General features: G+C 60.3%; 17 protein-coding genes. 13 read left to right on the top strand and 4 right to left on the bottom strand.

Annotated elements, in window-relative coordinates; all coding sequences use genetic code 11:
• The first annotated feature begins 319 nt into the window (after positions 1 to 319).
• From FHT73_RS12665 to FHT73_RS12655, 3 genes are all read left to right on the top strand, one after another.
• Complete coding sequence (locus FHT73_RS12665) at positions 320 to 1,375, top strand: hypothetical protein (protein ID WP_246712102.1); 1,056 nt, start codon at positions 320 to 322, stop codon at positions 1,373 to 1,375.
• A 219-nt stretch (positions 1,376 to 1,594) separates the two neighbouring features.
• Entirely contained in the window at positions 1,595 to 2,452 is an 858-nt protein-coding gene (locus tag FHT73_RS12660) for an AraC family transcriptional regulator (RefSeq protein ID WP_183712026.1), read from the top strand.
• Between the two features lie 99 nt (positions 2,453 to 2,551).
• Positions 2,552 to 3,427 carry an NAD(P)H-binding protein gene (locus FHT73_RS12655; protein WP_183712024.1) on the top strand — a complete coding sequence of 292 codons (876 nt, stop codon included), beginning with the start codon at positions 2,552 to 2,554 and terminating at the stop codon, positions 3,425 to 3,427.
• A gap of 48 nt (positions 3,428 to 3,475) precedes the next feature.
• On the opposite strand, the gene FHT73_RS12650 is transcribed toward FHT73_RS12655, so the two are convergent.
• The gene (locus FHT73_RS12650) at positions 3,476 to 4,534 is read right to left on the bottom strand and encodes a HAMP domain-containing sensor histidine kinase (RefSeq protein ID WP_183712022.1); all 1,059 of its coding nucleotides are present in this window, start codon (positions 4,532 to 4,534) and stop codon (positions 3,476 to 3,478) included.
• Positions 4,518 to 5,210, bottom strand: coding sequence for a response regulator (locus FHT73_RS12645; RefSeq protein WP_112414431.1), 693 nt, complete (start codon positions 5,208 to 5,210; stop codon positions 4,518 to 4,520). The genes FHT73_RS12650 and FHT73_RS12645 overlap by 17 nt, the downstream gene beginning before the upstream one ends.
• Before the next feature lie 287 nt (positions 5,211 to 5,497).
• Between FHT73_RS12645 and FHT73_RS12640 the strand changes: the two genes are divergently transcribed.
• The 4 genes from FHT73_RS12640 (at position 5,498) to FHT73_RS12625 (ending at position 13,056) form a co-directional block, all read left to right on the top strand.
• Positions 5,498 to 6,634: an efflux RND transporter periplasmic adaptor subunit gene (locus FHT73_RS12640; RefSeq protein WP_246712122.1), complete on the top strand. Its 1,137-nt coding sequence runs from the start codon at positions 5,498 to 5,500 to the stop codon at positions 6,632 to 6,634.
• A gap of 7 nt (positions 6,635 to 6,641) precedes the next feature.
• Positions 6,642 to 9,800 (top strand): efflux RND transporter permease subunit, encoded by a 3,159-nt coding sequence (locus FHT73_RS12635; RefSeq protein WP_183712017.1) that lies wholly within the window; start codon positions 6,642 to 6,644, stop codon positions 9,798 to 9,800.
• A 440-nt stretch (positions 9,801 to 10,240) separates the two neighbouring features.
• Entirely contained in the window at positions 10,241 to 11,815 is a 1,575-nt protein-coding gene (locus tag FHT73_RS12630; RefSeq protein WP_183712015.1) for a gamma-glutamyltransferase family protein, read from the top strand.
• Entirely contained in the window at positions 11,812 to 13,056 is a 1,245-nt protein-coding gene (locus tag FHT73_RS12625; protein ID WP_183712013.1) for an amidohydrolase family protein, read from the top strand. The genes FHT73_RS12630 and FHT73_RS12625 overlap by 4 nt, the downstream gene beginning before the upstream one ends.
• 92 nt (positions 13,057 to 13,148) lie before the next feature.
• Here the strand turns inward: FHT73_RS12625 and FHT73_RS12620 are convergent, their stop codons facing one another.
• Positions 13,149 to 14,063: a proline iminopeptidase-family hydrolase gene (locus tag FHT73_RS12620; RefSeq protein WP_183712011.1), complete on the bottom strand. Its 915-nt coding sequence runs from the start codon at positions 14,061 to 14,063 to the stop codon at positions 13,149 to 13,151.
• A 54-nt stretch (positions 14,064 to 14,117) separates the two neighbouring features.
• The gene (locus FHT73_RS12615) at positions 14,118 to 14,900 is read right to left on the bottom strand and encodes a LuxR family transcriptional regulator (protein WP_112338146.1); all 783 of its coding nucleotides are present in this window, start codon (positions 14,898 to 14,900) and stop codon (positions 14,118 to 14,120) included.
• Between the two features lie 130 nt (positions 14,901 to 15,030).
• Between FHT73_RS12615 and FHT73_RS12610 the strand changes: the two genes are divergently transcribed.
• The 6 genes from FHT73_RS12610 (at position 15,031) to FHT73_RS12585 (ending at position 21,399) form a co-directional block, all read left to right on the top strand.
• Positions 15,031 to 15,921: a proline iminopeptidase-family hydrolase gene (locus FHT73_RS12610; protein WP_183712009.1), complete on the top strand. Its 891-nt coding sequence runs from the start codon at positions 15,031 to 15,033 to the stop codon at positions 15,919 to 15,921.
• Positions 15,922 to 15,972: 51 nt separating this feature from the next.
• Positions 15,973 to 16,911 carry an ABC transporter permease gene (locus FHT73_RS12605; RefSeq protein ID WP_183712008.1) on the top strand — a complete coding sequence of 313 codons (939 nt, stop codon included), beginning with the start codon at positions 15,973 to 15,975 and terminating at the stop codon, positions 16,909 to 16,911.
• The gene (locus FHT73_RS12600) at positions 16,908 to 17,759 is read left to right on the top strand and encodes an ABC transporter permease (protein WP_183712006.1); all 852 of its coding nucleotides are present in this window, start codon (positions 16,908 to 16,910) and stop codon (positions 17,757 to 17,759) included. Before FHT73_RS12605 ends, FHT73_RS12600 begins: the two co-directional genes overlap by 4 nt.
• Positions 17,756 to 19,459, top strand: coding sequence for an ABC transporter ATP-binding protein (locus FHT73_RS12595; protein ID WP_183712004.1), 1,704 nt, complete (start codon positions 17,756 to 17,758; stop codon positions 19,457 to 19,459). The genes FHT73_RS12600 and FHT73_RS12595 overlap by 4 nt, the downstream gene beginning before the upstream one ends.
• A gap of 19 nt (positions 19,460 to 19,478) precedes the next feature.
• Positions 19,479 to 20,993, top strand: a complete 1,515-nt coding sequence (locus FHT73_RS12590) for an ABC transporter substrate-binding protein (protein WP_183712002.1) — start codon at positions 19,479 to 19,481, stop codon at positions 20,991 to 20,993.
• A 121-nt stretch (positions 20,994 to 21,114) separates the two neighbouring features.
• Entirely contained in the window at positions 21,115 to 21,399 is a 285-nt protein-coding gene (locus FHT73_RS12585; RefSeq protein WP_183712000.1) for an acylphosphatase, read from the top strand.
• The last annotated feature ends 16 nt before the right edge of the window (positions 21,400 to 21,415 follow it).

The following is a 21,415-nucleotide window of genomic DNA, read 5'->3' as shown; positions in this document are numbered from 1 at the left end:
TCTTTTTGGCCTCGAATTACCGGTTCAAAGTGAAAACCAGCGGGCTCGACCCGTCGATTGATCTTGCGAGGCAAAAAGGTCACACGCTGCAAGCATTTGATATCACATCATCGTAAAGCCGGGGAATGCTTCACAACCATATATTGAGCTGTCAAGCAAAACGCCTATCTTCCCGCGCTGCTAATGTAGGCGCCAAATCACCCCAGGATTTTGCGAAGCATATGCTTCGCTCCTCGCCTTGCGGCTGCCTACGCAACCATTCGGAGTTCCAGGGCAGACAATGACATTTCCGACGATTAAGCTTCCCCAGAGAGCCATCATGCTTGCTCGAGGGGTGATCACGACGCCGAAGGCCGTCTATTTCTCCCTGCCGATCCTGATTGCGCTTACGGGTTTCATGACGGTTTACGAAGCGCCGGGCATATTGAGGGATTGGACGATCAGCCAAAACCCCATCAATCTCGTCGATGGTGATATCCACGACGGAAAATGCTCAACGCGAAGAGGCTTCTTCACCACCTGCGAGGCGCACCTCAAATATGCCTACAATGGGCAGACCTACGACAAGGATGTCGAAATCATGTTCGTCGATATCCATGCCGGCGACTATGACACTGACCTCGTCATCTCCAGAGATCATCCAGACTTGGCGACCCTCAGCCTCGGACTGGATATGCTCTGGAACCGGATCATAACGCTTGCCGTCTTCGTCGCTCTTCTTGGCGGCGCCTGCATTGCCGCGATCTTCCAGATCCTGCGCGTCTGGCACGCCCGCGGACAACTGCGCCGGCCTGCCCAGCTCGAGCCGGTTCCGGTGGAAATCACCGCTTTCCAGCGACGCGGCAAGCGACTGATAGTGACCTATGCCGACAAGATCGTCGGCAGAAAAACCGGACGAACAGCCCATACGATCTTCGAGCCCGGACAGGAGCCGCTGGTCGTTGGCGCAAAAGGCGGCAAGGCGGTGGCGCTTGCCGTCTGGCATGGAAATACGGCCCTCCCGGTGCTTTTGGACAACCGGCTGGAACGCATCGACATCTCGGCGGAGGAGCGCGCGGGCATTCTTGCGCCGCTAACAGCAGAACTTGGCATCCATCCGCCGGAGCTCATTGTCCAAGGAAAAAGAGGGCCGTCCGTCATGGCACGGCTTGCCAGGGGCCTCCTCGTCATACTTCTCTTCATCGGCGGCGTTTTCGGCTATTGGATCTGGTATGTGACCAGCGCCGACTCGCAATTCACATCGCCCGCCATGGATCTCAACAATATGATGCCGGCGCCTCTCAACCGCTGGGGCTGCGATCAGTTGAAAAAGCGTTTCGGCGATCAACGCGCCCCGTTCGGCTGCGCCGCCGCCGACTTTACAAGCTGGAAGTGACATTCGATCAGCAGAAATGGACGCGGCCTCTCCAACGGGACCGCGTTCATTCGGACATTCTGCCTGATCATTCGCTGATCTCCGGCGCGCGAACCACACCGATGGGCGTGACGGCCGCACATTGCCGAAGACAGCTCGACCAGATGCGCCGCTCTAACTATATTCTCTGGATATAGATCGTCCCAGTTGCGGACGATGGATTAACGGAAGCGCATAGTCATGGACCAGCTCAACAGCACCGCCGCGACACTCCTCTCCAGCAAGGATCGCGGCTGGAAGGGCCTGGAAGCGAATTTCCTTCGTATTCAGGCTGGCCGAACCCATGTGCCGGGGTCGCAGACGCATCGGCTCGGCATTCATTTCGGGCGGGCCGTAAATGCTTTTTGTGAGTGCGACGGCCGTCAATACCGCCGTCGGCAGGCGCATGGCGATATCGATATCGTTCCTGCCGGACTCGATGGCTGGTGGGAAGATGACGGGGACTGCACCATTCTACGCCTGAATATCCAGCACGAACTCCTTCAATCCGCCGCAGAAGCGCTCGGCAGAAATTCGGATGCGGTTTCTCTGGCACCAAAATTCCAGCTTCGGGATTCCCGGATTGAATCGATCGCCTGGGCGATCAAGGCCGAAATCGAGTCGCCCGTTCCATCAGACAGGACTTATGCCGAAGCATTAGGCCTGGCGCTGGCGATCCGCCTGGTGGAAGGCGGCGAACAGACTTCGGTCGGTACAGCCGCGATAGGCGCCACTTTGACAAACCGCCATCAACGACGCCTGGTGGATTTCATCGAAGCCCATATCGACCAGTCGCTGTCTCTTGGCGATCTTGCCGCGACGGTCGGTCTCAGCGTATCGCATTTGAAGCCACTCTTTCGCGCCACTTTCGGCGTGCCGGTTCATCACTATGTGCTGACGCGCCGGATCGAGCGCGCCAAATTGCTCATCCTCTCCACCGACATGCCGCTCGCCGAAATCGCTTTGGCGACAGGGTTTGCCAATCAGAGCCACATGACGCACTGGATGCGGCGCATCCTCGGCCTCACCCCCGGCATGCTGAGCCGGATGCATTCATGACTTCGATTGTCGTCCAAACCTGCAATTGACCATCCGGATCTGTGCGATCCCGCGAGCATACATCGCTAGACTGCAGGAAAATCGACAGGAGAAGATGCAATGCACGCAATTCTGGGCGCCACCGGCAAGGTTGGCCGCACGACCATCGCCGCCCTGCGCAAGGCTGGCGTTCCCGTTCGCGCAGTTCTGCGCGACGGCTCGAAAGCACAGGCCCTTTTGGATCTTGGCTGCGAGATCGCCATTGCCGATGTGCACGACCATCGGGCGCTGACGGCCGCATTCGAAGGGGCGAGCGCCGTCCAGATCATCTGCCCGGTCGATATTCGTGCCGCTGAAGCCTATTCCAGCATGAGACGACTGGTGGACCGTATTGGCGAAGCGCTGTCAGCCGCCAAGCCGCGAACCATTCTTGCCATTTCCGACTATGGCGCGCAGCATAGCTCTGGCACCGGCGTCACCTTGATCTTCCACGCGCTTGAAACACGGCTGCGTCGGCTGGAGACCGAAAGGCTTATCCTGCTGCGATCGGCCGAGCACATGGAGAACTGGGCGCGTCTGGCAAAAGTAGCGGCGGATAGCGGCCGATTGCCGAGCTTCTATCATCCGCTGACCAAGCTTCTTCCGACCATCTCCGCCTATGACGTGGGTTCGATCGCGGCGGAACTGCTTTTGGAAAAGCAGGACACCGCGCTAAGGATTGTTCATGCCGAAGGTCCTCGGCGTTATACGCCGAATGACGTTGCGGCGGCCATCGGCTTGCTGGCCGGGCGCGAGGTCGTTGCCAAACCGCTTCCCGAGACCGAATGGCAAGCCGCACTCATGCGGGCGGGTCTTTCCGAAGACTATGCGCGACTGCTGGTCGAACTTTATACCGCCCACAATGCAGACCGAATAGATGTCGAAAGAGATGTGGGCGAGATCCGTCGAGGTACAATCGAATTGGTGGAGGTGTTGCGGCGGATTCTCAGCGCATGAGGATTCTCGAACGCCTGGAACAGGCCATTTGCTGCCCTGCGCACGATCTCAGCAGCGCGGGATTGTCAGCACAACGGTCGTGCCGCCACCCTTGCGGCTGTCGATCGTCGCGTGGCCGCCATGCGCCTCGGCGATCGCCTTGACGACGGCGAGGCCGAGGCCTGACCCGCCGCCTCTTCGCGTTCTCGCATCGTCGGCCCTCCAGAACCGCTCAAAGGCCCGTTCGCTTTCCGCAGCCGTCATGCCGGGGCCGTCATCCGAAACCATGATGACGCACAGGTTGCCGGCCTCCTGAGAGGCTACACTCAACCTCGAGCCAGGAGCGTAGCGTGCGACATTGTCGATGAGCGCAAGCATTGCCTGCCGGATGCGCGCCCGATCGGCAATCACCGGCATCTTCTGCAAGTCGGTTTCAATCCTGATGCTGAGGCTGGCAAGCGCCGGCCCAACGGAATCGATGATGTCTGCGATTTCTTCTCCAACGTCGAAACGCGATTGCTGCAGCTCCATGCGCCCGGCATTCATCAGCGAAAGCGTCCTGAGGTCGTCGACGATGCGCGTCAGAGCATCGATATGTCCGATCAATCCGCGGAATACCTCCTGGCTCGGCTCGAACACCCCATCCGCCAGCCCCTGCATGCGCCCGCGCAGGATCGTCAGCGGCGTGCGCAACTCGTGCGCGATGGCCGAATTCGAATATTGGAGCTCCTTTTCCGCCCTTTGCAGCTCCTCTGCCATCCGATTGAAATCGTTGATCAGACGGTCAGCTTCGCCGAAATTGCCTTCGCCGGTCGCCCGTCCCGCGAAGTCTCCATCCGCGATAAGGCGCGCAGCCTCCGTCACGGCCGTCAGAGGCTTGACGAGACGCCGGGCAAGCCGCCATCCGACATAAGCGCCGACGGCCTGGCCAATTGCCACGTTGATGCCGAGCACGACGAAATCGCTGACGGCCCAGTCGTCCGGCGGAGCGGAGTCCTTAAACAGCCATTCGTAGACATAGCCGTAGATCAGGAAGCCGAAAAACATCACCGACAGAGCGACGAAGGCGACGATGGTCGTCGACCAGATGATTTGCCTGTTAAGGCTGTTGCTAACCGAAATCGCCAAGGCGGTAACCTACTCCCCTGACGCCATTGAGAAGCTCGCCGACACCGGCGGCATCGAGCTTGCGGCGAAGTTTGCTCATGTGACTGTCGACAGTGCGGTCAAGCGCATCGCCTTCGGGAAGGCAGGCATCGACGATCTCGCCGCGTTCGAAGGCCCTGTTCGGAAATCCAGCCATATATTCGAGGATGCGGAATTCGGTGCGCGTCAGGTTCAACGGCATGCGGTTTTCGCCGTCCTCGACGACGGCCATGTGGGCGATCGGATCGATTGCGAGCCTGCCGACCCGCAGCACCTTGTTCGCAGCACTTCCCGTCGCCCGTCTCAGAACCGCCCGCGCCCGGGCGACCACCTCGACCGGGTTGAACGGCTTGACCACATAGTCGTCGGCGCCGGAGCGCAGCCCATGCAGCTTGTCGAGATCGTCGGCAAGTGCCGTGACCATGATGACCGGCGTATCGCCTCTTTGGCGGATGGTGGCAAGCACGGTGTGACCGTCGAGTTTCGGCAGCTTGACGTCGAGGACGACGAGATCGGGCCGCAGCCGCTGGTGATGGGAAAGCCCGATCTCGCCGTCCGAGGCCGTCAGCACACGAAACCCCTCGCGCTCAAAATAGCGTTCAAGAATATCGGAGATTTCCGGCTCATCCTCGACGATCAATATCAATGCATTTTCCATCCAAGGCTCCTTTACCGGATAGAAACGTCAGACAGGGCCTGCGCGTCAACATTCCTCTGCCCTCCTCCATAGAACCTCCACAAAACGTCGACCGAAGGCCAACAATCCCAATGTTTGCTTAGGCTCGGACGAAAGTGCCATTCGCGCCCGGCGTTGAAGCGGCTCCTTTCGAATGAGTTCATGCCGTCGAGACGCGGAGCGACGATCTCCTCGCGTCCCGGTCAATTGGGAATACATTTATGCGATCTGCAATCGAACTGCCTTGCGGGAAGGCGATATTGGCGGCAATGGCGATGCTTATGCTGATTTCCAGCCACGCTTACGCGCAGGAGAGCAGCGAAATGCCCGCTCCCACAGTCGGTGTCCTGGAAATCAAGGCGCATCCGGTGCCTGTCACGAGCGAGCTTCCAGGGCGCATCGCCGCGACCCGGGTCTCCGAGGTGCGTGCTCGCGTCTCGGGCATTCTCCAGGAGCGCGTCTTCGAGCAGGGCAGCCTCGTCCATAAGGGCGACGTTCTCTACCGGATCGATCCGAAGCTGTTTCAGGTGCGGGTGGCGAGCGCCAGGGCGGCCTTGCAGAAGGCGAAGGCCGTCCAGGCCAATGCGGGGCAACAGCTGGAACGCCAGCGCTCGTTGCGAGAGCGCAATGTCTCGACCGCCGTCGACTATGATACAGCCGCCGTCAATCTCGCACAGGCCGACGCCGATGTCGCGGCTCAGCAAGCCGCCCTCGACGAAGCTGAGATCAATCTGGACTACACCGAGGTAAAAGCGCCCATCACCGGCATCATCGGTGGCGCTCTCGTGACCGAGGGAACGCTTGTGACCGCGGAAGGCGCGTCCAATCTCGCGCTCATCCAGCAGATCGATCCGGTCTATGCCGATTTCACGCAATCCGCGCAGGACCTCCTGGCACTGAAGCGGGCCGTCAGCGAAGGCAAGCTGCAGAGCCCGGCGCCCGGACAGGCATCCGTCGAGCTCGTGTTCGATGGTGGAAAGACTTATTCCAAGCCAGGCAAGCTGCTGTTTTCGAACGCGAATGTGGACCCCAACACGGGACAGGTCACATTGCGTGCGGAATTTCCCAATCCCGATGGCGATCTCCTGCCGGGCATGTATGTCCGCGTGCGCATCCAGCAGGCGGTCCAGAAGAGCGGCATCACCATTCCGCAAAGGGCGGTGATGAGGGACGCCGAGGGCAATCCGCAAATTTTCGTGATCTCCGCCGACCAAACAGCACAGGTGCGCAACATCGCCCTCGGCACGTCTCTCGGCGCCGAATGGATCGTGCTTTCCGGGCTGAAGGATGGCGAAACCATCATAGCGGACGGAGTCCCGAAGGTCCCGCCCGGTGGCAAGGTCGTCGCCGAACCGTGGACGCCGCCAAGCGCCGAGCCGAACACCTCAGACCAGGCCGCAAAGTAATCAAATCATGGCACAGTTCTTTATCAGGCGACCCGTCCTCGCATGGGTCTTTGCTTTCTTCATCATGATTGCGGGGATTATTACCATCCCGATATTGCCGGTCGCGCAATATCCCGCCGTCGCTCCTCCGCAGCTTTCCATTTCCGCCTCCTACCCCGGCGCCTCGCCGCAGGAAATCTATCAAGGCGTGACCCGGCTGATCGAGCAGGAGCTGAACGGCGTCCACGGCATCGCCTATTTCGAGTCGACCTCCGACAATTCCGGCTCGGTGAGCATCAACGCCACCTTCGTCTCCGGAACCGATATCGGCAAGGCGACCGTCGACGTGCAAAATGCGGTGCGGCGCATCGAGGCGCGACTGCCGCAGGCGGTTCGCACGCAAGGCATTCAGGTCGAAGAAGCCAGTGCCGGCTTCCTGCTGATCGCGGCTCTGACCTCGACCGACGGCAAGATGGATGAGATCGCGCTCGGCGACTACATCAACCGCAATATCCTCGGAGAGCTGCGCCGCCTTCCCGGTGTTGGCCGTGCGCAGGTCTTCGCCTCGCAGCGGGCGCTGCGCGTCTGGATCGACCCGGACAAGATGGTCGGCCTCCATCTGACTGCGGCCGACATCAGCGCGGCAATCACCGCCCAGAACGCGCAGGTCGCAGCCGGTCAGATCGGCGCCACGCCCAATCCGGTCAGCCAGGATCTGACCGCCACCGTGATCGTCGAGGGCCAGCTCAACAGCGCGAAGCAATTCGGTGACATCATCCTTCGCGCCAATCCCGACGGTTCGACCGTGCGCCTGCGCGACGTCGCCCGTGTCGAGGATGGCGCGGAAACCTATTCGACTGCAAGCCGGCTCAACGGCAATCCGAGCGCCGGCCTTGCCATCCAGCTTTCCTCGACAGGCAACGCCGTTGCCGTCTCGGGGGCCGTTAAGGCGAAGATGGACGAGCTGTCGAAGTTCTTCCCGAAAGGTGTCGAGTACTCGATCCCCTATGACACCAGCCCCTTCGTCAATGCCTCGATCGAGAAGGTCGTGCACACGCTCGTCGAGGCGATCGTGCTTGTCTTCATCGTAATGTTCGTCTTCCTGCAGAACTTCCGCTACACGGTCATCCCGACACTCGTCGTGCCCGTTGCCCTGCTCGGAACCTGCGCCATCATGTATGCGACAGGCTTCTCCATCAACGTGCTGACCATGTTTGCCATGGTGCTTGCGATCGGCATCCTCGTCGATGACGCCATTGTCGTGGTCGAGAATGTCGAGCGTATCATGGCCGAAGAGGGTTTGCCGCCGAAAGCCGCGACGCAGAAGGCAATGAAGCAGATCACCGGCGCCATCCTCGGCATCACGCTGGTGCTGTCCTGCGTCTTCATTCCGATGGCATTCTTCCCCGGAGCTTCCGGCATCATCTATCGCCAGTTCTCGCTGACGATGGTCGTCTCGATCATGTTCTCGGCCTTCCTGGCGCTGTCGCTGACGCCGGCGCTCTGCGCCACCTTCCTGAAGCCGATCGACGGAAACCACCACGAAAAGAAGGGGCTCGGCGGGTGGTTCAATCGCAAGTTCGACGGAATGACGGCGGGCTACACCAAGACGACTGCCGGCCTTGCGCGCCGGTCGGGACGCGTGATGGGCGTCTATCTCGCGCTCGTCATCGGCCTCGGCTATCTTTTCGTCAACTTGCCCGGTTCCTTCGTGCCGGAGGAAGACCAGGGCATCTTGATCGTCGACGTCCAGGGACCGCCGGAGGCGAGCGCCAACCGCACGATCGCGTCGCTGAAGCAGATCGAGGCGATTTTCAAGGCCGAACCGGCCGTCGAAAACGTCTTTGCCGTCCAGGGTTTCAGCTTCTCCGGAAACGGGCCGAACTCGGCCATCGCCTTCGTCACGCTCAAGGACTGGGCCGTACGGCCGGCGGGCAGCTCGGTGCCGGAAATCGCAGAGCGCGTCAACGCACAGCTCGCCGGATTGAAGGACGCCACCTCCTATGCCCTTTCGCCGCCGCCAATCGAAGGTTTCGGAACGACGAGCGGCTTCTCCTTCCGGCTCCAGGATCGCGCCGGGCGCGGACAGAAGGCGCTCAAGCAAGCGGCGGAAGAGCTGATGGCAAAGGCGGCCAAGAGCAGCGTGGCGACGAACGTCCGCATCGAGGGCATGCAGGAAGCCGCACAGATCATGCTTGCGATCGACCGCGAGAAGGCGAACACCTTCGGCGTCGGCTTCACCGACATCAACGATGCGATCACCGCGAACCTCGGCTCCTCCTATATCAACGACTATCCGAATGCCGGCCGCATGCAGCAGGTCATCGTGCAGGCGGATGGCCGCAGCCGCATGCAGGTGGAAGACATGATGAAGCTGAACGTCCGCAACGCAAGCGGCGGGATGGTGCCGCTGGCATCCTTCGCGACCGCTGATTGGCGCAAGGGCGATCCGCAGATTGTCGACTACAATGGTTATCCGACCGTCCGTATCACCGGCGAGGCAGCAACAGGCAAGTCTTCAGGTGCTGCGATTGCCGAGATGGAACGCCTCGCATCCGAACTTCCCGACGGTTTCGGCTACGAGTGGTCCGGTCAGTCGCGCGAGGAAATCGCCTCCGGCAGCCAGGCGCCGATCCTCTTCGCCTTCAGCATCCTCTTCGTCTTCCTGCTGCTGGCGGGCCTCTATGAGAGCTGGTCGATCCCGCTGTCGGTCATGCTTGTCGTACCACTCGGCATCATCGGCTGCGTATTGGCGGCAATCCTCCGCGACATGCCGAACGACCTTTATTTCAAGGTCGGGCTCATTGCGATCATCGGCCTATCGGCGAAGAACGCCATCCTGATCGTCGAGTTCGCCAGGGATTATTACGCACAAGGCAAGTCCCTGCTGGATTCAGCGGCCGAGGCTGCTCGCGTCCGCTTCCGCCCGATCGTGATGACGTCGCTTGCCTTCACGCTTGGCGTCGTGCCGCTGGCGATCGCAACAGGCCCCAGTGCCGCCAGCCAGAACGCGATCGGCACGGGCGTCCTTGGCGGCATGATCTCCGCAACGGTCCTTGCCGTCTTCTTCGTCCCGGTCTTTTTCGTCTTTGTGCTGTCCCTCCTCCGGACCAAGAGACCGGCCGAAGAGAAGGGTGCGGGCGCCGACGTCCCGCCCGCACCCGCCGCCGATCCCCGATCTCGATGAGAAGGAGAATGACCTTCCAAGACCGCCTTATGCCGACCGCATCATGCCGGTTAATTCGAAGGCCTTTAACTGACTGCCACTTTTTCCGTCACCTATTCATGACGAAATGAATTGTTAGGCATCGGCTGCGGCAATCTCGGAGAACCGGCAAAGGCCGCTTTCTTCCGGGATTGGTTGGCCGCGGACTTATTCCAAATAAAACACAAAAGCTTAGCAGGCGGAATGCTGAGCACGGTTAACCAGGATTCCTTATGGCATCGGTATTGCATGCACGGTTGTGCAGATCATGCCGTCAGGATTGTGCCCATGCCAAACGCATGTCATTACCGTTAGCCTGAAGGACGATTTCGTGACTCCAATGGCCGAGTATCGGTCGAAAGCCGCCGCCGTCGCTCCACGCCAAACCGCATCGCCACCGGAAGCATCGCTGAAATCTACTCATGAGCCCTTCTGCTAAAGAGACCCCGCAAACGAATTCGCCGTCTTCCGGCGCAATGATCGCGACACCGCATTGGCTGGCCAGCCAAGCTGGCGCGAAAGTGCTGAAGCGCGGCGGCAATGCAATCGAAGCGCTTGTGGCAGCCGGCGCTGCCTTGTCGGTTACCTATCCTCATTTCTGCGGTCTCGGCGGCGATGCCGTCTGGCTGGTGTCAGACGAGAAAGGTAATGCGCGGACTTTCCTCGGCATCGGACAGGCCGCGGCAGCCATGCCGCGGGGAGAGATACCTCTGCGGGGGCCGGCCTCTACGCTCACGACAGCATGTCTCGTCGACAGCTGGGAGAAGGCGCTGGCCTACTCCGCTGCCGAATGGGTAGGCACCGAACAATTGCCGGCCCTTCTCGACGACGCCATCGCGCTCGCGGACGATGGTTTTCAGGTCAGTCAGTCGCAGGCTTTCTGGTACGAATTCCGGCGCGATGAATTGAACGACTGGCCGGGCTTCACCGGGCTCTTCCGATCTGGCGGCGTCCAGCACCAGCCCGCTTTGGCCCGGACGCTCGAGGCCATAGCTCGTCACGGCACCCGCGAATTCTACGAGGGTGCGCTGGCCCGGCGAATTGCGAGCGGGCTTGCCGAGGTCGGTTCTCCGCTCTCCGCCGCCGATCTCGCCGCCACGCGGACCGATATTGTCGCTCCCCTCCGGCAGGCATATCGCGACACGATACTTCTTGCTCCGCCACCGCCGACCCAAGGCATAACCACCCTCGGCATCATGGGTGTGCTCGGCCACCTGCCGATGGCAGATTTCCAGCCCGACAGCCCGGCCTATTATCATGCACTGGTCGAGGCCGTGAAACAGGCATTCCTCGATCGGCACGCCATCGCCGATCCTCGCTGCGCCGCAGATGTCTCGAAACACCTTCTCGATCCGGATCGCCTCGTGGCCAAGGCTGCCGCGATCGATCCGGCATGGGCCTTGCCATGGCCGCAAGACTATCGACACGGCGATACGGCGCTGCTTGCCGCCGTGGATGCCAATGGACGATGCGCGTCGCTGCTGCAAAGCCTCTACTTCGACTGGGGCAGCGGGGTGGTAATCGGCGACACCGGCCTCCTCTGGCAAAACAGGGGAGCCGCCTTCAGCACCGATCCGGCAAGCCCCAATCATATCCAGCCTGGAAAGCGTCCTTTCTATACGCTCAATCCAGGTCTTGCGCTGAAGAACGGGCGCCCGCATCTGGTCTATGGAACGCAAGGGGCGGACGGCCAGCCACAGACGCTGTCGCTGCTGCTCAGCCTGCTGATCGATCACGGCCTTGATCCCGCTGCCGCCCTTGCACGCCCGCGCTTTTTGCTCGGCCGCACATTCTCGGACAGCCGCGACAGCCTGAAGATCGAGGAAAATATTGGCGCCGAATTGGTGTCGGCCCTTGCCGCCATGGGACATGAGATCTCGACAATCGGCGCTCTCAGTCCGCTTGGCGGCCAAGCCGGTGTCATCCGCATCGGAAACGACGGATCGATCGACGGCGCGCATGATCCGCGCAGCGATGGCGGCGCGATCCTACTTTGAGCGCCAGCGATCAACAATTCGATCTCATCATCCGTAACGTTCGCATCGCGGAGGACGGCGATTTCGTCGACATCGCAGTTCAGGACGACCGGATCGCAGCCATAGAACCCCGCATTCGGTGCGACGCGGTATCGGACGTCGACGGCGAGGGAAGCTTCGCCTTCGGCGGATTTGTCGATACCCATATCCATCTCGACAAGGCCTGCATTCTCGACCGCTGCGCAATTTGCGAGGGTACGTTGAGCGAGGCCGTGCAGGAAGTCGCCAAAGCCAAGGTAGGTTTTGAAGAAGCCGATGTTTATTCGCGCGCTGCACGCGTCGTGGAGAGAGCGATTTCGCACGGCACGACGAGGATGCGAACCTTCGTCGAGATCGATCCGCGCGCAGGCTTCCGCTCCTTTGAAGCGATCAAGCGTGTCCGTGGGGATTATGCTTTCGCGATCGACATCGAAATCTGCGCCTTTGCCCAGGACGGGCTGACGAACGATCCGCAAACATACGATATGCTCGACGCAGCACTTGCCGATGGTGCAGATCTGGTGGGAGGCTGTCCTTATACGGATCCCTCTCCCGGCCGGCATGTGGACATGATTTTCGCATTGGCATCAAAGCACAATGTTGCGGTCGACTTTCATCTCGATTTCAGTCTCGATCCGGATCGAACCGATCTGCCCAAGGTGATCGACGCGACGCTCCGTCATGGCTGGCAGGGCCGCGTATCGATCGGCCACGTCACCAATCTGTCGGCTATGCCACAGGCACAGCTGTTTGCCATCGCAGATGACCTGGCAAAAGCCGGGATCGCTCTGTCGGTGCTGCCGGCAACCGACCTGTTTCTGATGGGCCGCGGACACGACCGCCTGGTTCCACGTGGTGTAGCGCCGGCCCATCTGCTCGCCGGAAGAGGGGTCGCCACGTCGATTGCGACCAACAATATTCTTAATCCCTTCACGCCCTATGGCGACGCTTCGCTAATCCGCATGGCTAATCTTTACGCCAATGTGGCCCAGCTTTCGCGTGACGAAGATATGGCCTTGGTTTTCGACATGGTGAGCGGAATGGCAGCGGGCCAACTCGATGGCAGCACGCGTCTGCAGGCGGGCGACGAAGCAACGATCGTGCTCCTCGACAGCGCCGGCCCTAATGCGGCCGTGCGCGAGATTGCCCGCGTGATTGCCGGCTGGAAAAACGGGCGCAAGAGCTTCGACAACGGTCGCCCTATGCTCCACAAACCGATCTAGAACGACCGCGCCATCCATCGGGGACCGAAGTGGTCCACGAAGGAAGAAGCGAGGCGGGCAGCGCAATTGGATACCCCGCTAAGGCCGAAAGATCAGTCATACCGCTCCAGGAACTCCGAGACCGTCTTCAGGCAAAGATCCTTCTCTTCGACATGCGGCATATGGCTCGAATTTTCAAAGAGCACCCACTCGCAGCCCCTCACACGATCGACATAAGGCTTGACCACCAGAGGCGTCGCCTCGTCATATTTGCCTGAGATCAGCAAGGTAGGCGCCTCGATGAGCGGAAGTCTGTCTTCGATCGTCCAGTCCTTCATCGTGCCGATGACGTGAAACTCGGTCGGGCCATTCATGTTGCGGTAGACGGTATTGTCCTCGTCCATGGTGGCGAAGGTGCGGACAACCTCCTCCGGCCAGGGCACGACGCGGCAGACATGGCGATCATAGAAGACGCGGGAGGCAGTGATATATTCCGGATCGGTGATCGTGCCGGCGCGTTCGTGCTTCAATAATGTGTCCTGCACCTCTTGCGGCAGCTCCTCGCGAAGGCGATTCGCTTCTGCGACCCAGGTATGCATGTTGGCCGGCGAATTGGCGATCACCAATGCCTTCAGCCCCTTCGGTCGACGCACCGCATGTTCGGCACCCAGCATGCCGCCCCAGGACTGTCCGAGAAAGGCATAGCGATTCTGAATGCCGAGGTGCCTCAGCAGCGTGTCCAGCTCATCGAGGAAAAGCGCCGGTGTCCAGAAATCAGGGCCTTTCTCTGGCAGGCGCGTGGACTTGCCGTTGCCGAGCTGATCGTAGTGGATGACGGCGCGGCCATCGACTTCGGCAATGCCCTTGAAGCTATCGACATAATCATGGGTGCAGCCAGGCCCGCCATGGGCGACGACGAGCGGCAGCCTGCCGGAATCGAGCGAACCGGTGATGCGGTACCATGTCCGGTATTCGCGAAAGGGCAGAAAGGCTTCCTGCGTCGGGATTGCGGCCACGTGTCTCTCCATCTCCAGGCTACGATGGAGCAGACCATAACGCGACCGAAACGGCTGCGGCAGCTATCAGAAGTTATAGGATGGTTGCGCTTCCAGCAGCCGATAATGCGTGGCGCGAACAACCGCCTGCGTGCGGTTCTTTGCGCCAAGCTTCTTTGCCGCGGCATTCAAATGCATGACGACCGTCGGCACCGAGCGATCGATGATGCGGGAAATCTCCTTGGCGGAATAGCCCTCGGCGGAATAGCGCAGGCATTCCCTTTCGCGCTCCGTCAGCCGGATCTTGCCGACACTCAGCGCTGCGGTGTCGAAGAGCGAATAGGCCGTCTCGTGGAAGACATGCGCAAGCAGGTTGAAATCGGCGATATAACGCAGGGCGTCGCGCTCGAACTCCTTGTTGGCACCAAAGCGAATTCCCGTGACCGTCGCGTAATCGCCGCGCGGCATGTGCACCGGCACCGTGACACCCGTCGACATGTCGCGCTCGCTCAGGTAGCGCGCAACGGGAACCGTGGCCTCGCTCATGAAGCGCTTGATCAGCGTATCGGCGTCGGGATCATAATTCCAGAAGAAGGGCGCCGAGGTTCGTAGCGCCACCTGCTGCACCGGATCGATGCGGAAATAGCCGCGATCGAACCAATATTCATACATGTCGTCGGAGATGTTCCTGAGCTTTAAAAGCGATGGGATCATGATCTTGCCGTCGAGGTCGTAGGGAACCGGCGAATAATCGTAGATCAAAGCCTCGAAGCCGATTGCCTTCATACCCTCGAAGATATGGTCGATGCGGCCGTCCAGCGTCTGATGCGCCGTGAACTGGCGTCTGATGGTTCCGATTTGATCGAACATGCAGCGGTTCCCGTCTGTGTCTGCGGTCCTCCACCTATCACTTCTTATAGCTGGTACCGAGCGCGGATTAAGGTAAAAATTTAGCCATGCTCAAATATTGAGCAAGCAGAATCTTTCGCCGGAGTTGTCAATGTGGCGTGAAATTGAGCCGGAGGCGCGGCATGTCGTCGAGGTCGATGGCTATAAGGTGGTCTCCTACAGCTTTGGCAGCGGCCCTGAGACGGTCTTCTGCCTGAACGGCGGCCCCGGCCTGCCCTGCGACTATCTGCGCGAGGCTCATTCCTGCCTGGTCGACAAGGGGTACAGGGTCGTTGCCTTCGATCAGCTCGGCACCGGCGCCTCAGACCGCCCGACCGACAAGGGTTTATGGACCATCGGCCGTTACGTGGAGGAGACCGAGACCGTCCGCAAGGCGCTCGGCCTCGGCAAGGTCCATATGCTCGGCCACTCCTGGGGCGGCTGGCTGGCGATCGACTATGCGCTGACCTATCCCGAGAACTTGCAGACGCTGATCCTCGAAGATACTGTCGCGGACATGCCGCATCTGATTTCGGAGCTGGAGCGGCTGCGCGCGGCACTCGGCCCGGAAACGGTCGCGATGATGCAGAAGCACGAGGCGCAAGGCACCTATAACCACCCCGAATATCTCGCCGCCGTCACCATACTCAACTATCGCCATGTCTGCCGCCTGCAGGAATGGCCGGCACCGGTCCGCCGTTCGCTCGACGATTGGAACATGGGTCCCTACGAGACGATGCAGGGGCCGAACGAATTTCTCTATATCGGCAATCTCAAGGACTGGAACCGCATTCCGGACCTTCCGCAACTTGCCATGCCGGTGCTGATCACGGCGGGCGAACATGACGAGTTGACGCCGGCCTGCGCGCTCAGGATGAAGCTTGCCTTGAAGGATGCCGAACTCAAGGTTTTCACCAATGCCAGCCACATGCCCTTCTATGAGAACCCGTGGGATTACTATCCGGCGCTCCTCGATTTCCTGTCACGGCATAGGGCAAGCTGATGCAAGTTAAGGTGATCCAATCCCACCGACGACAAGGGGGCGATCGCCGCCATGCATCGCTATAGATTCGTACTGACACGGCCGCTGCAATTCCTGCCCGTCCTCTTCGGCATCAGCGTCATCACCTTCGTTCTGGTCCGCCTCATTCCCGGCGATCCCGCGCGCAATATCCTCGGCACACGCGCCACGCCGGCCGCACTTGCCAGCATTCGCGCGCAATATGGCCTCGATCAGCCGATGTGGCTGCAATATTTCTATTTCATCAAAAACCTCGGCAATGGCGAGATGGGCAAATCGATCCTCTATAAGATCGACGTGCTGCCGCTGATTTCGACCCGGATCGAGCCGACAATCGCACTGGTCGTCTCGAGCGTCATCCTGTCGATCCTGATTGCAGTGCCGATGTCGGCGATTGCCGCACGCAATGTCGGTCGCGCACCGGATCATATCGTGCGCGTCGTCTCGACCTTCGGCATCGGCTTTCCGCCCTTTTGGCTGGGGCTGATGATGATCATCCTCTTCAGCGTCCAGCTCGGCGTCCTGCCGGTCTCGGGCTACGGCTCGACGATCGGCGAGAAGATCGCCCATCTCATCCTGCCGGCCCTGACGGTTGCGCTGTCGCTCTCGACTGTGCTGACCCGCAGCCTGCGGGCAGCCATGATCGAATCGCTGAAATCGGATGTGGCGACCGCCGCCCGTGCGCGCGGCATGCCGGAGCGCATCGTCTTCTGGCGCCATGTCGTGCCGAACTCGCTGGTGCCATCAATCAACCTGCTTGCGGTCAACATCGGCTGGCTAATCGGCGGCACGGTCGTCGTCGAAAGCGTCTTTGCCCTGCCCGGCATGGGGCAACTGCTGGTGCGTGCCATCTTCTCGCGCGACTACATGGTCGTTCAGGGTGTTGCGATGGTGTTTGCCTGCGCCACGGTGCTGGTCAATTTCTTCGCCGATATCGTCACAGTCGCCGTCGATCCGCGGGTGAAGCTATGAGCATCGACACGGCGGCGACCACTTCCCCCGGCTGGAACAGGTTTTTTGGGAAACACCTGACGCTGACGCTCGGCGGCGGCATCCTTCTGTTCTTCCTCCTTCTGGCGATTTCAGCGCCACTTGTCGCGCCCTATGACCCAATCTTCCAGAATGCCGACATGCGCCTGCAGGCGCCGTCGTTCCTGCATCCGTTCGGCACCGACAATTTCGGACGAGACATTCTTTCGCGCGTCATCTGGGGTACGCGCATCGATCTGCAGATCGCCGTCATCGGCGTGCTCTTCCCGTTTCTGATCGGCACGACGGTCGGCACCATCGCCGGCTTTTTCGGCGGCATTGTCGATGCGCTCTTCATGCGCATCGTCGATATCATCCTCGCCTTCCCCTTCCTCGTGCTAATGCTGTCGATCATCGCCATTCTGGGACCAGGGCTGAGCAGCTTCTATATTGCCATGGCCCTGGTCGGCTGGGTCTCCTATGCCCGCCTCATCCGCGCGCAGATGCTGGTGCTGAGGGGCAGCGACTATGCCGTTGCTGCCGTCAGTCTAGGCTTCAGCCGGCCTAGGATCATGTTCCGCCACCTGCTGCCGAACGCCATTGCCGGCTCGATCGTCTTTTCCATGTCGGATGCCGTTCTGGTGCTCCTGAGCGGCGCGGCCGTCAGCTATCTCGGCCTCGGGGTTCAGCCGCCACTTGCCGAATGGGGTGTCATGGTGGCGGAAGGCCAAAGCTTCATCACCACGGCCTGGTGGATCACGCTGTTTCCCGGCCTGTCCATCGTCTGCCTCGCCTTCGGCTTCAGCATGCTGGGCGACGCACTCGGCGAGCTGCTGGGGGTGCATGAATGAGCGGCTCCCTGCTCTCCATTCGAGACCTCGTGGTCAAGGCCCGCCTGAACGACGGTGCCCGCACGCTGATCGACCGCGTTTCGCTCGATCTCGGCAAGGGCGAAATTCTCGGTCTTGTCGGCGAGAGCGGCTCGGGCAAGAGCCTCTTGTGCCGCTCGCTGGTGCGGCTGCTGCCGTCGTCGCTTCTGAAGATCGAAAGCGGCTCCATTCGCCTCGAACGGCGAGAGCTCACAGAAATCAGTGACGCCGAGATGCTTAAGGTGCGTGGCGGCGAGATCGGCATGATCTTCCAGAATCCGACGAGCCATCTCGATCCTATCATGCGCATCGGCGACCAGATCGCCGAAGGCATCCGCTACCATCAGGGGCTCAAAACGCGCGAGGCGCGCGCAGCCGCAACCGAGATCCTTGAGCAGGTCGGCTTTCCTGATCCCAAAAGGCAGTATGACAGCTATCCGCACGAGTTTTCCGGCGGAATGCGGCAGCGTGCCATGATCGGCGTCGCACTCTCCTGCAATCCGAAGATCCTGATCGCTGACGAGCCGACGACGGCGCTCGACGTCACCATCCAGGCGCAGATCCTGCGGCTGCTGATCGACATTCGCGACAAGCGCGGGCTTTCGATCATCCTCATCACCCACGATCTCGGCATCGTCGCCCAGACCTGCGACAGGATCGCCGTCATGCGCAGCGGCCGGCTGCTTGAACAGGGCTCCAAAAGGACGATCCTCAGCCGGCCTGAGAATCCCTATACGATCGATCTGATCAACAGCCACCCTTCCCTGCCTGACGAAGCGGCGGTGACGCAGCTGGAACCAACAAGGCCGGAGAGGTCAACCAAGCCGCTGCTCGAAATCGATGACTTGCGTGTCGACTTCAGAGTCGGCGGCGGTTTCTTAATGGGCAGCGGCGCAAAGACGGTCAGCGCCGTTTCCGGCGTCAGCCTGCAGGTCATGCCGGGCGAAACCATCGGCATCGTCGGCGAATCCGGCAGCGGCAAGAGCACGCTTGCCCGTGCAATTCTCGGCCTTACCTCGATTTCCTCCGGCCATGTCACTTTCGATGGTATCAATCTGACCCAGCAGAAGAGCGCCGGCCTCGCAAGGCTCCGGCGCGAAACCGCCATGGTCTTCCAAGACCCGTTCAACGCACTCAACCCGCGCCTGACGATCGGCCAGACGCTTGCCGAGGTGCTGAAAGTCCAGGGCAAGGTCGCAAAGGCTGAGATCCCCGCACGCATAGGCGAATTGCTCGATCTCGTCGGGCTGGAGCGCGAATTCGCCGATCGCAAGCCGCGCAGCATGAGCGGCGGCCAATGCCAGCGCGCCGGCATTGCAAGGGCGCTTGCGGTCAACCCGAAGCTTATCATCGCCGACGAATGCGTGGCTGCCCTCGATGTCACCATCCAGGCGCAAATCATCGATCTCTTCCGTGAACTGACGCGCAGGATGAACCTGACCTTGATCTTCATTGCCCACGACCTCGCCATCGTGCGCAATCTCTGTGAGCGGACCGTCGTGATGTATCGCGGCGAGATCGTCGAGGAAGGCCGCTCGCAGGAAATCTTCTCCCACCCGAAACATGCCTATACCGCGGCGCTCATTGCAGCCATTCCCGATATCGATCCGGACAGGCCCTTGCATGGCGAACGCGATGCGGCACAGGCAGGGCAGACCCAATCAGCCAAACGCATGCGATAACAACGAAGGGAACAAATTCATGACCAACAAGTGGAAGACAATCGGGCTTGCCGCCATTCTCGCCGGCCTGACGCTGAGCGCGAGCTATGCAGAAGCGGCCGGCGTGCTGACCATCGGCCGCCGTGAGGATTCGACGACGTTCGATCCGATCAAGACGGCGCAGAATATCGACAACTGGGTGTTCTCCAACGTCTACGACGTGCTGGTGCGCGTCGACAAGACGGGCACGAAGCTGGAGCCGGGTCTCGCGGAAAGCTGGACGACCTCGGACGACGGTTTGACATATGTCTTCAAGATCCGCGATGCGAAATTTTCCGATGGCTCGCCGCTGACGGCTGATGATGCGGCCTTCAGCCTTCTGCGCATCCGCGACGATCCGGCGTCACTCTGGAGCGATTCCTATAAAGTGATCGACACCGCCGTCGCGACTGATCCGCACACGCTGACGATCAAGCTCAAGCACGCATCGGCACCCTTCCTGTCGACGCTTGCGCTTCCGAATGCCTCGGTCATCTCGAAGGCCGGCATGCAATCCTTAGGCGCTGATGCCTATGCGGAAAAGCCGATCGCCTCCGGCGCCTTTTCCGTCGAGGAATGGCGCCGCGGCGATCGCATCATCCTGAAGAAGAACCCGAACTTCTGGCAGGCCGACCGCGTGAAGCTCGATGGCGTCGAATGGATTTCGGTACCGGACGACAACACCCGGATGCTGAACGTGCAGGCCGGCCAGCTCGATACCGCCATTTTCGTTCCGTTCTCGCGCGTGGAAGAACTGAAAAAGGACCCGAACCTCAACGTGCTGATCGATCCGTCCACGCGTGAGGATCACCTGCTGATCAACCATGCCCATGGCGACCTCGGCAAGAAGGAAGTCCGCCAGGCCCTCGACATGGCGATCGACAAGAAGGCGATCGTCGACGCCGTTACCTTCCATCAGGGCACGGTTGCAAACTCCTATATCCCCAAAGGCGCCTTGTATTACTATGCGGATAATCCGCAACGCCCCTACGATCCGGAGAAGGCCAAGCAGATGCTTTCGGCAGCCGGCGTCTCCAATCTCACTGTAAAGTACCTCATTCGCGCCGGCGATGAAGTGGATGAGCAGACGGCCGTCCTGGTGCAGCAACAGCTTGCCAAGGCCGGCATTACCGCCAACCTGCAGAAGGTCGATCCGAGCCAGGAATGGGACATGACCGTTGCGGGTGATTACGACATCTCAGTCAACTACTGGACCAACGATATCCTTGATCCGGACCAGAAGACGACCTTCGTGCTCGGTCACGATTCCAACAACAACTATTCAACCAACTACAAGAATGAGGCCGTGAAGGAGCTGGTTGCCAAGGCCCGCCTGGAGCTCGATCCCAAGAAGCGCGAAGAGATGTATGTCGATCTGCAGAAGATGGCGAAGGACGACGTCAACTGGATCGACCTTTACTACAGCCCCTACATCAACGTCGCGCGCAAGAACGTCGATAACTTCCATCAAAACCCGCTCGGCCGCTTCTTCCTGGAAGATACAGTCAAGAATTGACATGGCCCCATGCTCCGCTGTCCACAGGGGCGGCGGAGCATTGCTTTGTAAGATGACCCCTTTCGCAAACCCACGAAGCGGTTATTCTGTCATCTTGATGCGAGGCAAGGATCATTGGCGAATGCACGTGCCGCAAGGTGAATTTCGGGAGCGCATGACGATACTGGGCGACCTTAACGCAGCCTCGTTCGTCCCCTGGATCCAGCGTCACGCCAACAAGCTCGGGCTTTCGCAGACGTTTTTCCATTCCGATGCAGACCGGATCGAATTTGAGGTCACCGGGCCTGTGGAACTAATCGACATGCTGGAGATGGGCTGCTCACTCGGTCCGATCGACGTCTGGGTAGACGAGATTCAGCGCAGGGTCATGAATGACCCGCAGCCATCGCATCTTAGAAATTCCTGATCTATTGCCTTTTATT

This window comes from Rhizobium sp. BK098, assembly GCF_014193155.1.
GTDB lineage: Bacteria > Pseudomonadota > Alphaproteobacteria > Rhizobiales > Rhizobiaceae > Rhizobium.
The sequence above is the reverse complement of the archived record's forward strand: the minus strand, read 5'-3'. Positions and strand labels throughout refer to the sequence as shown.

Coding starts and splice junctions, on each gene's coding strand:
- FHT73_RS12665 (WP_246712102.1), top strand. CDS start 320: ATGCTTGCTCGAGGGGTGATCACGACGCCGAAGGCCGTCTATTTCTCC.
- FHT73_RS12660 (WP_183712026.1), top strand. CDS start 1,595: ATGGACCAGCTCAACAGCACCGCCGCGACACTCCTCTCCAGCAAGGAT.
- FHT73_RS12655 (WP_183712024.1), top strand. CDS start 2,552: ATGCACGCAATTCTGGGCGCCACCGGCAAGGTTGGCCGCACGACCATC.
- FHT73_RS12645 (WP_112414431.1), bottom strand. CDS start 5,210: ATGGAAAATGCATTGATATTGATCGTCGAGGATGAGCCGGAAATCTCC.
- FHT73_RS12640 (WP_246712122.1), top strand. CDS start 5,498: ATGGCGATGCTTATGCTGATTTCCAGCCACGCTTACGCGCAGGAGAGC.
- FHT73_RS12635 (WP_183712017.1), top strand. CDS start 6,642: ATGGCACAGTTCTTTATCAGGCGACCCGTCCTCGCATGGGTCTTTGCT.
- FHT73_RS12630 (WP_183712015.1), top strand. CDS start 10,241: ATGAGCCCTTCTGCTAAAGAGACCCCGCAAACGAATTCGCCGTCTTCC.
- FHT73_RS12620 (WP_183712011.1), bottom strand. CDS start 14,063: ATGGAGAGACACGTGGCCGCAATCCCGACGCAGGAAGCCTTTCTGCCC.
- FHT73_RS12615 (WP_112338146.1), bottom strand. CDS start 14,900: ATGTTCGATCAAATCGGAACCATCAGACGCCAGTTCACGGCGCATCAG.
- FHT73_RS12610 (WP_183712009.1), top strand. CDS start 15,031: ATGTGGCGTGAAATTGAGCCGGAGGCGCGGCATGTCGTCGAGGTCGAT.
- FHT73_RS12605 (WP_183712008.1), top strand. CDS start 15,973: ATGCATCGCTATAGATTCGTACTGACACGGCCGCTGCAATTCCTGCCC.
- FHT73_RS12600 (WP_183712006.1), top strand. CDS start 16,908: ATGAGCATCGACACGGCGGCGACCACTTCCCCCGGCTGGAACAGGTTT.
- FHT73_RS12595 (WP_183712004.1), top strand. CDS start 17,756: ATGAGCGGCTCCCTGCTCTCCATTCGAGACCTCGTGGTCAAGGCCCGC.
- FHT73_RS12590 (WP_183712002.1), top strand. CDS start 19,479: ATGACCAACAAGTGGAAGACAATCGGGCTTGCCGCCATTCTCGCCGGC.
- FHT73_RS12585 (WP_183712000.1), top strand. CDS start 21,115: ATGCACGTGCCGCAAGGTGAATTTCGGGAGCGCATGACGATACTGGGC.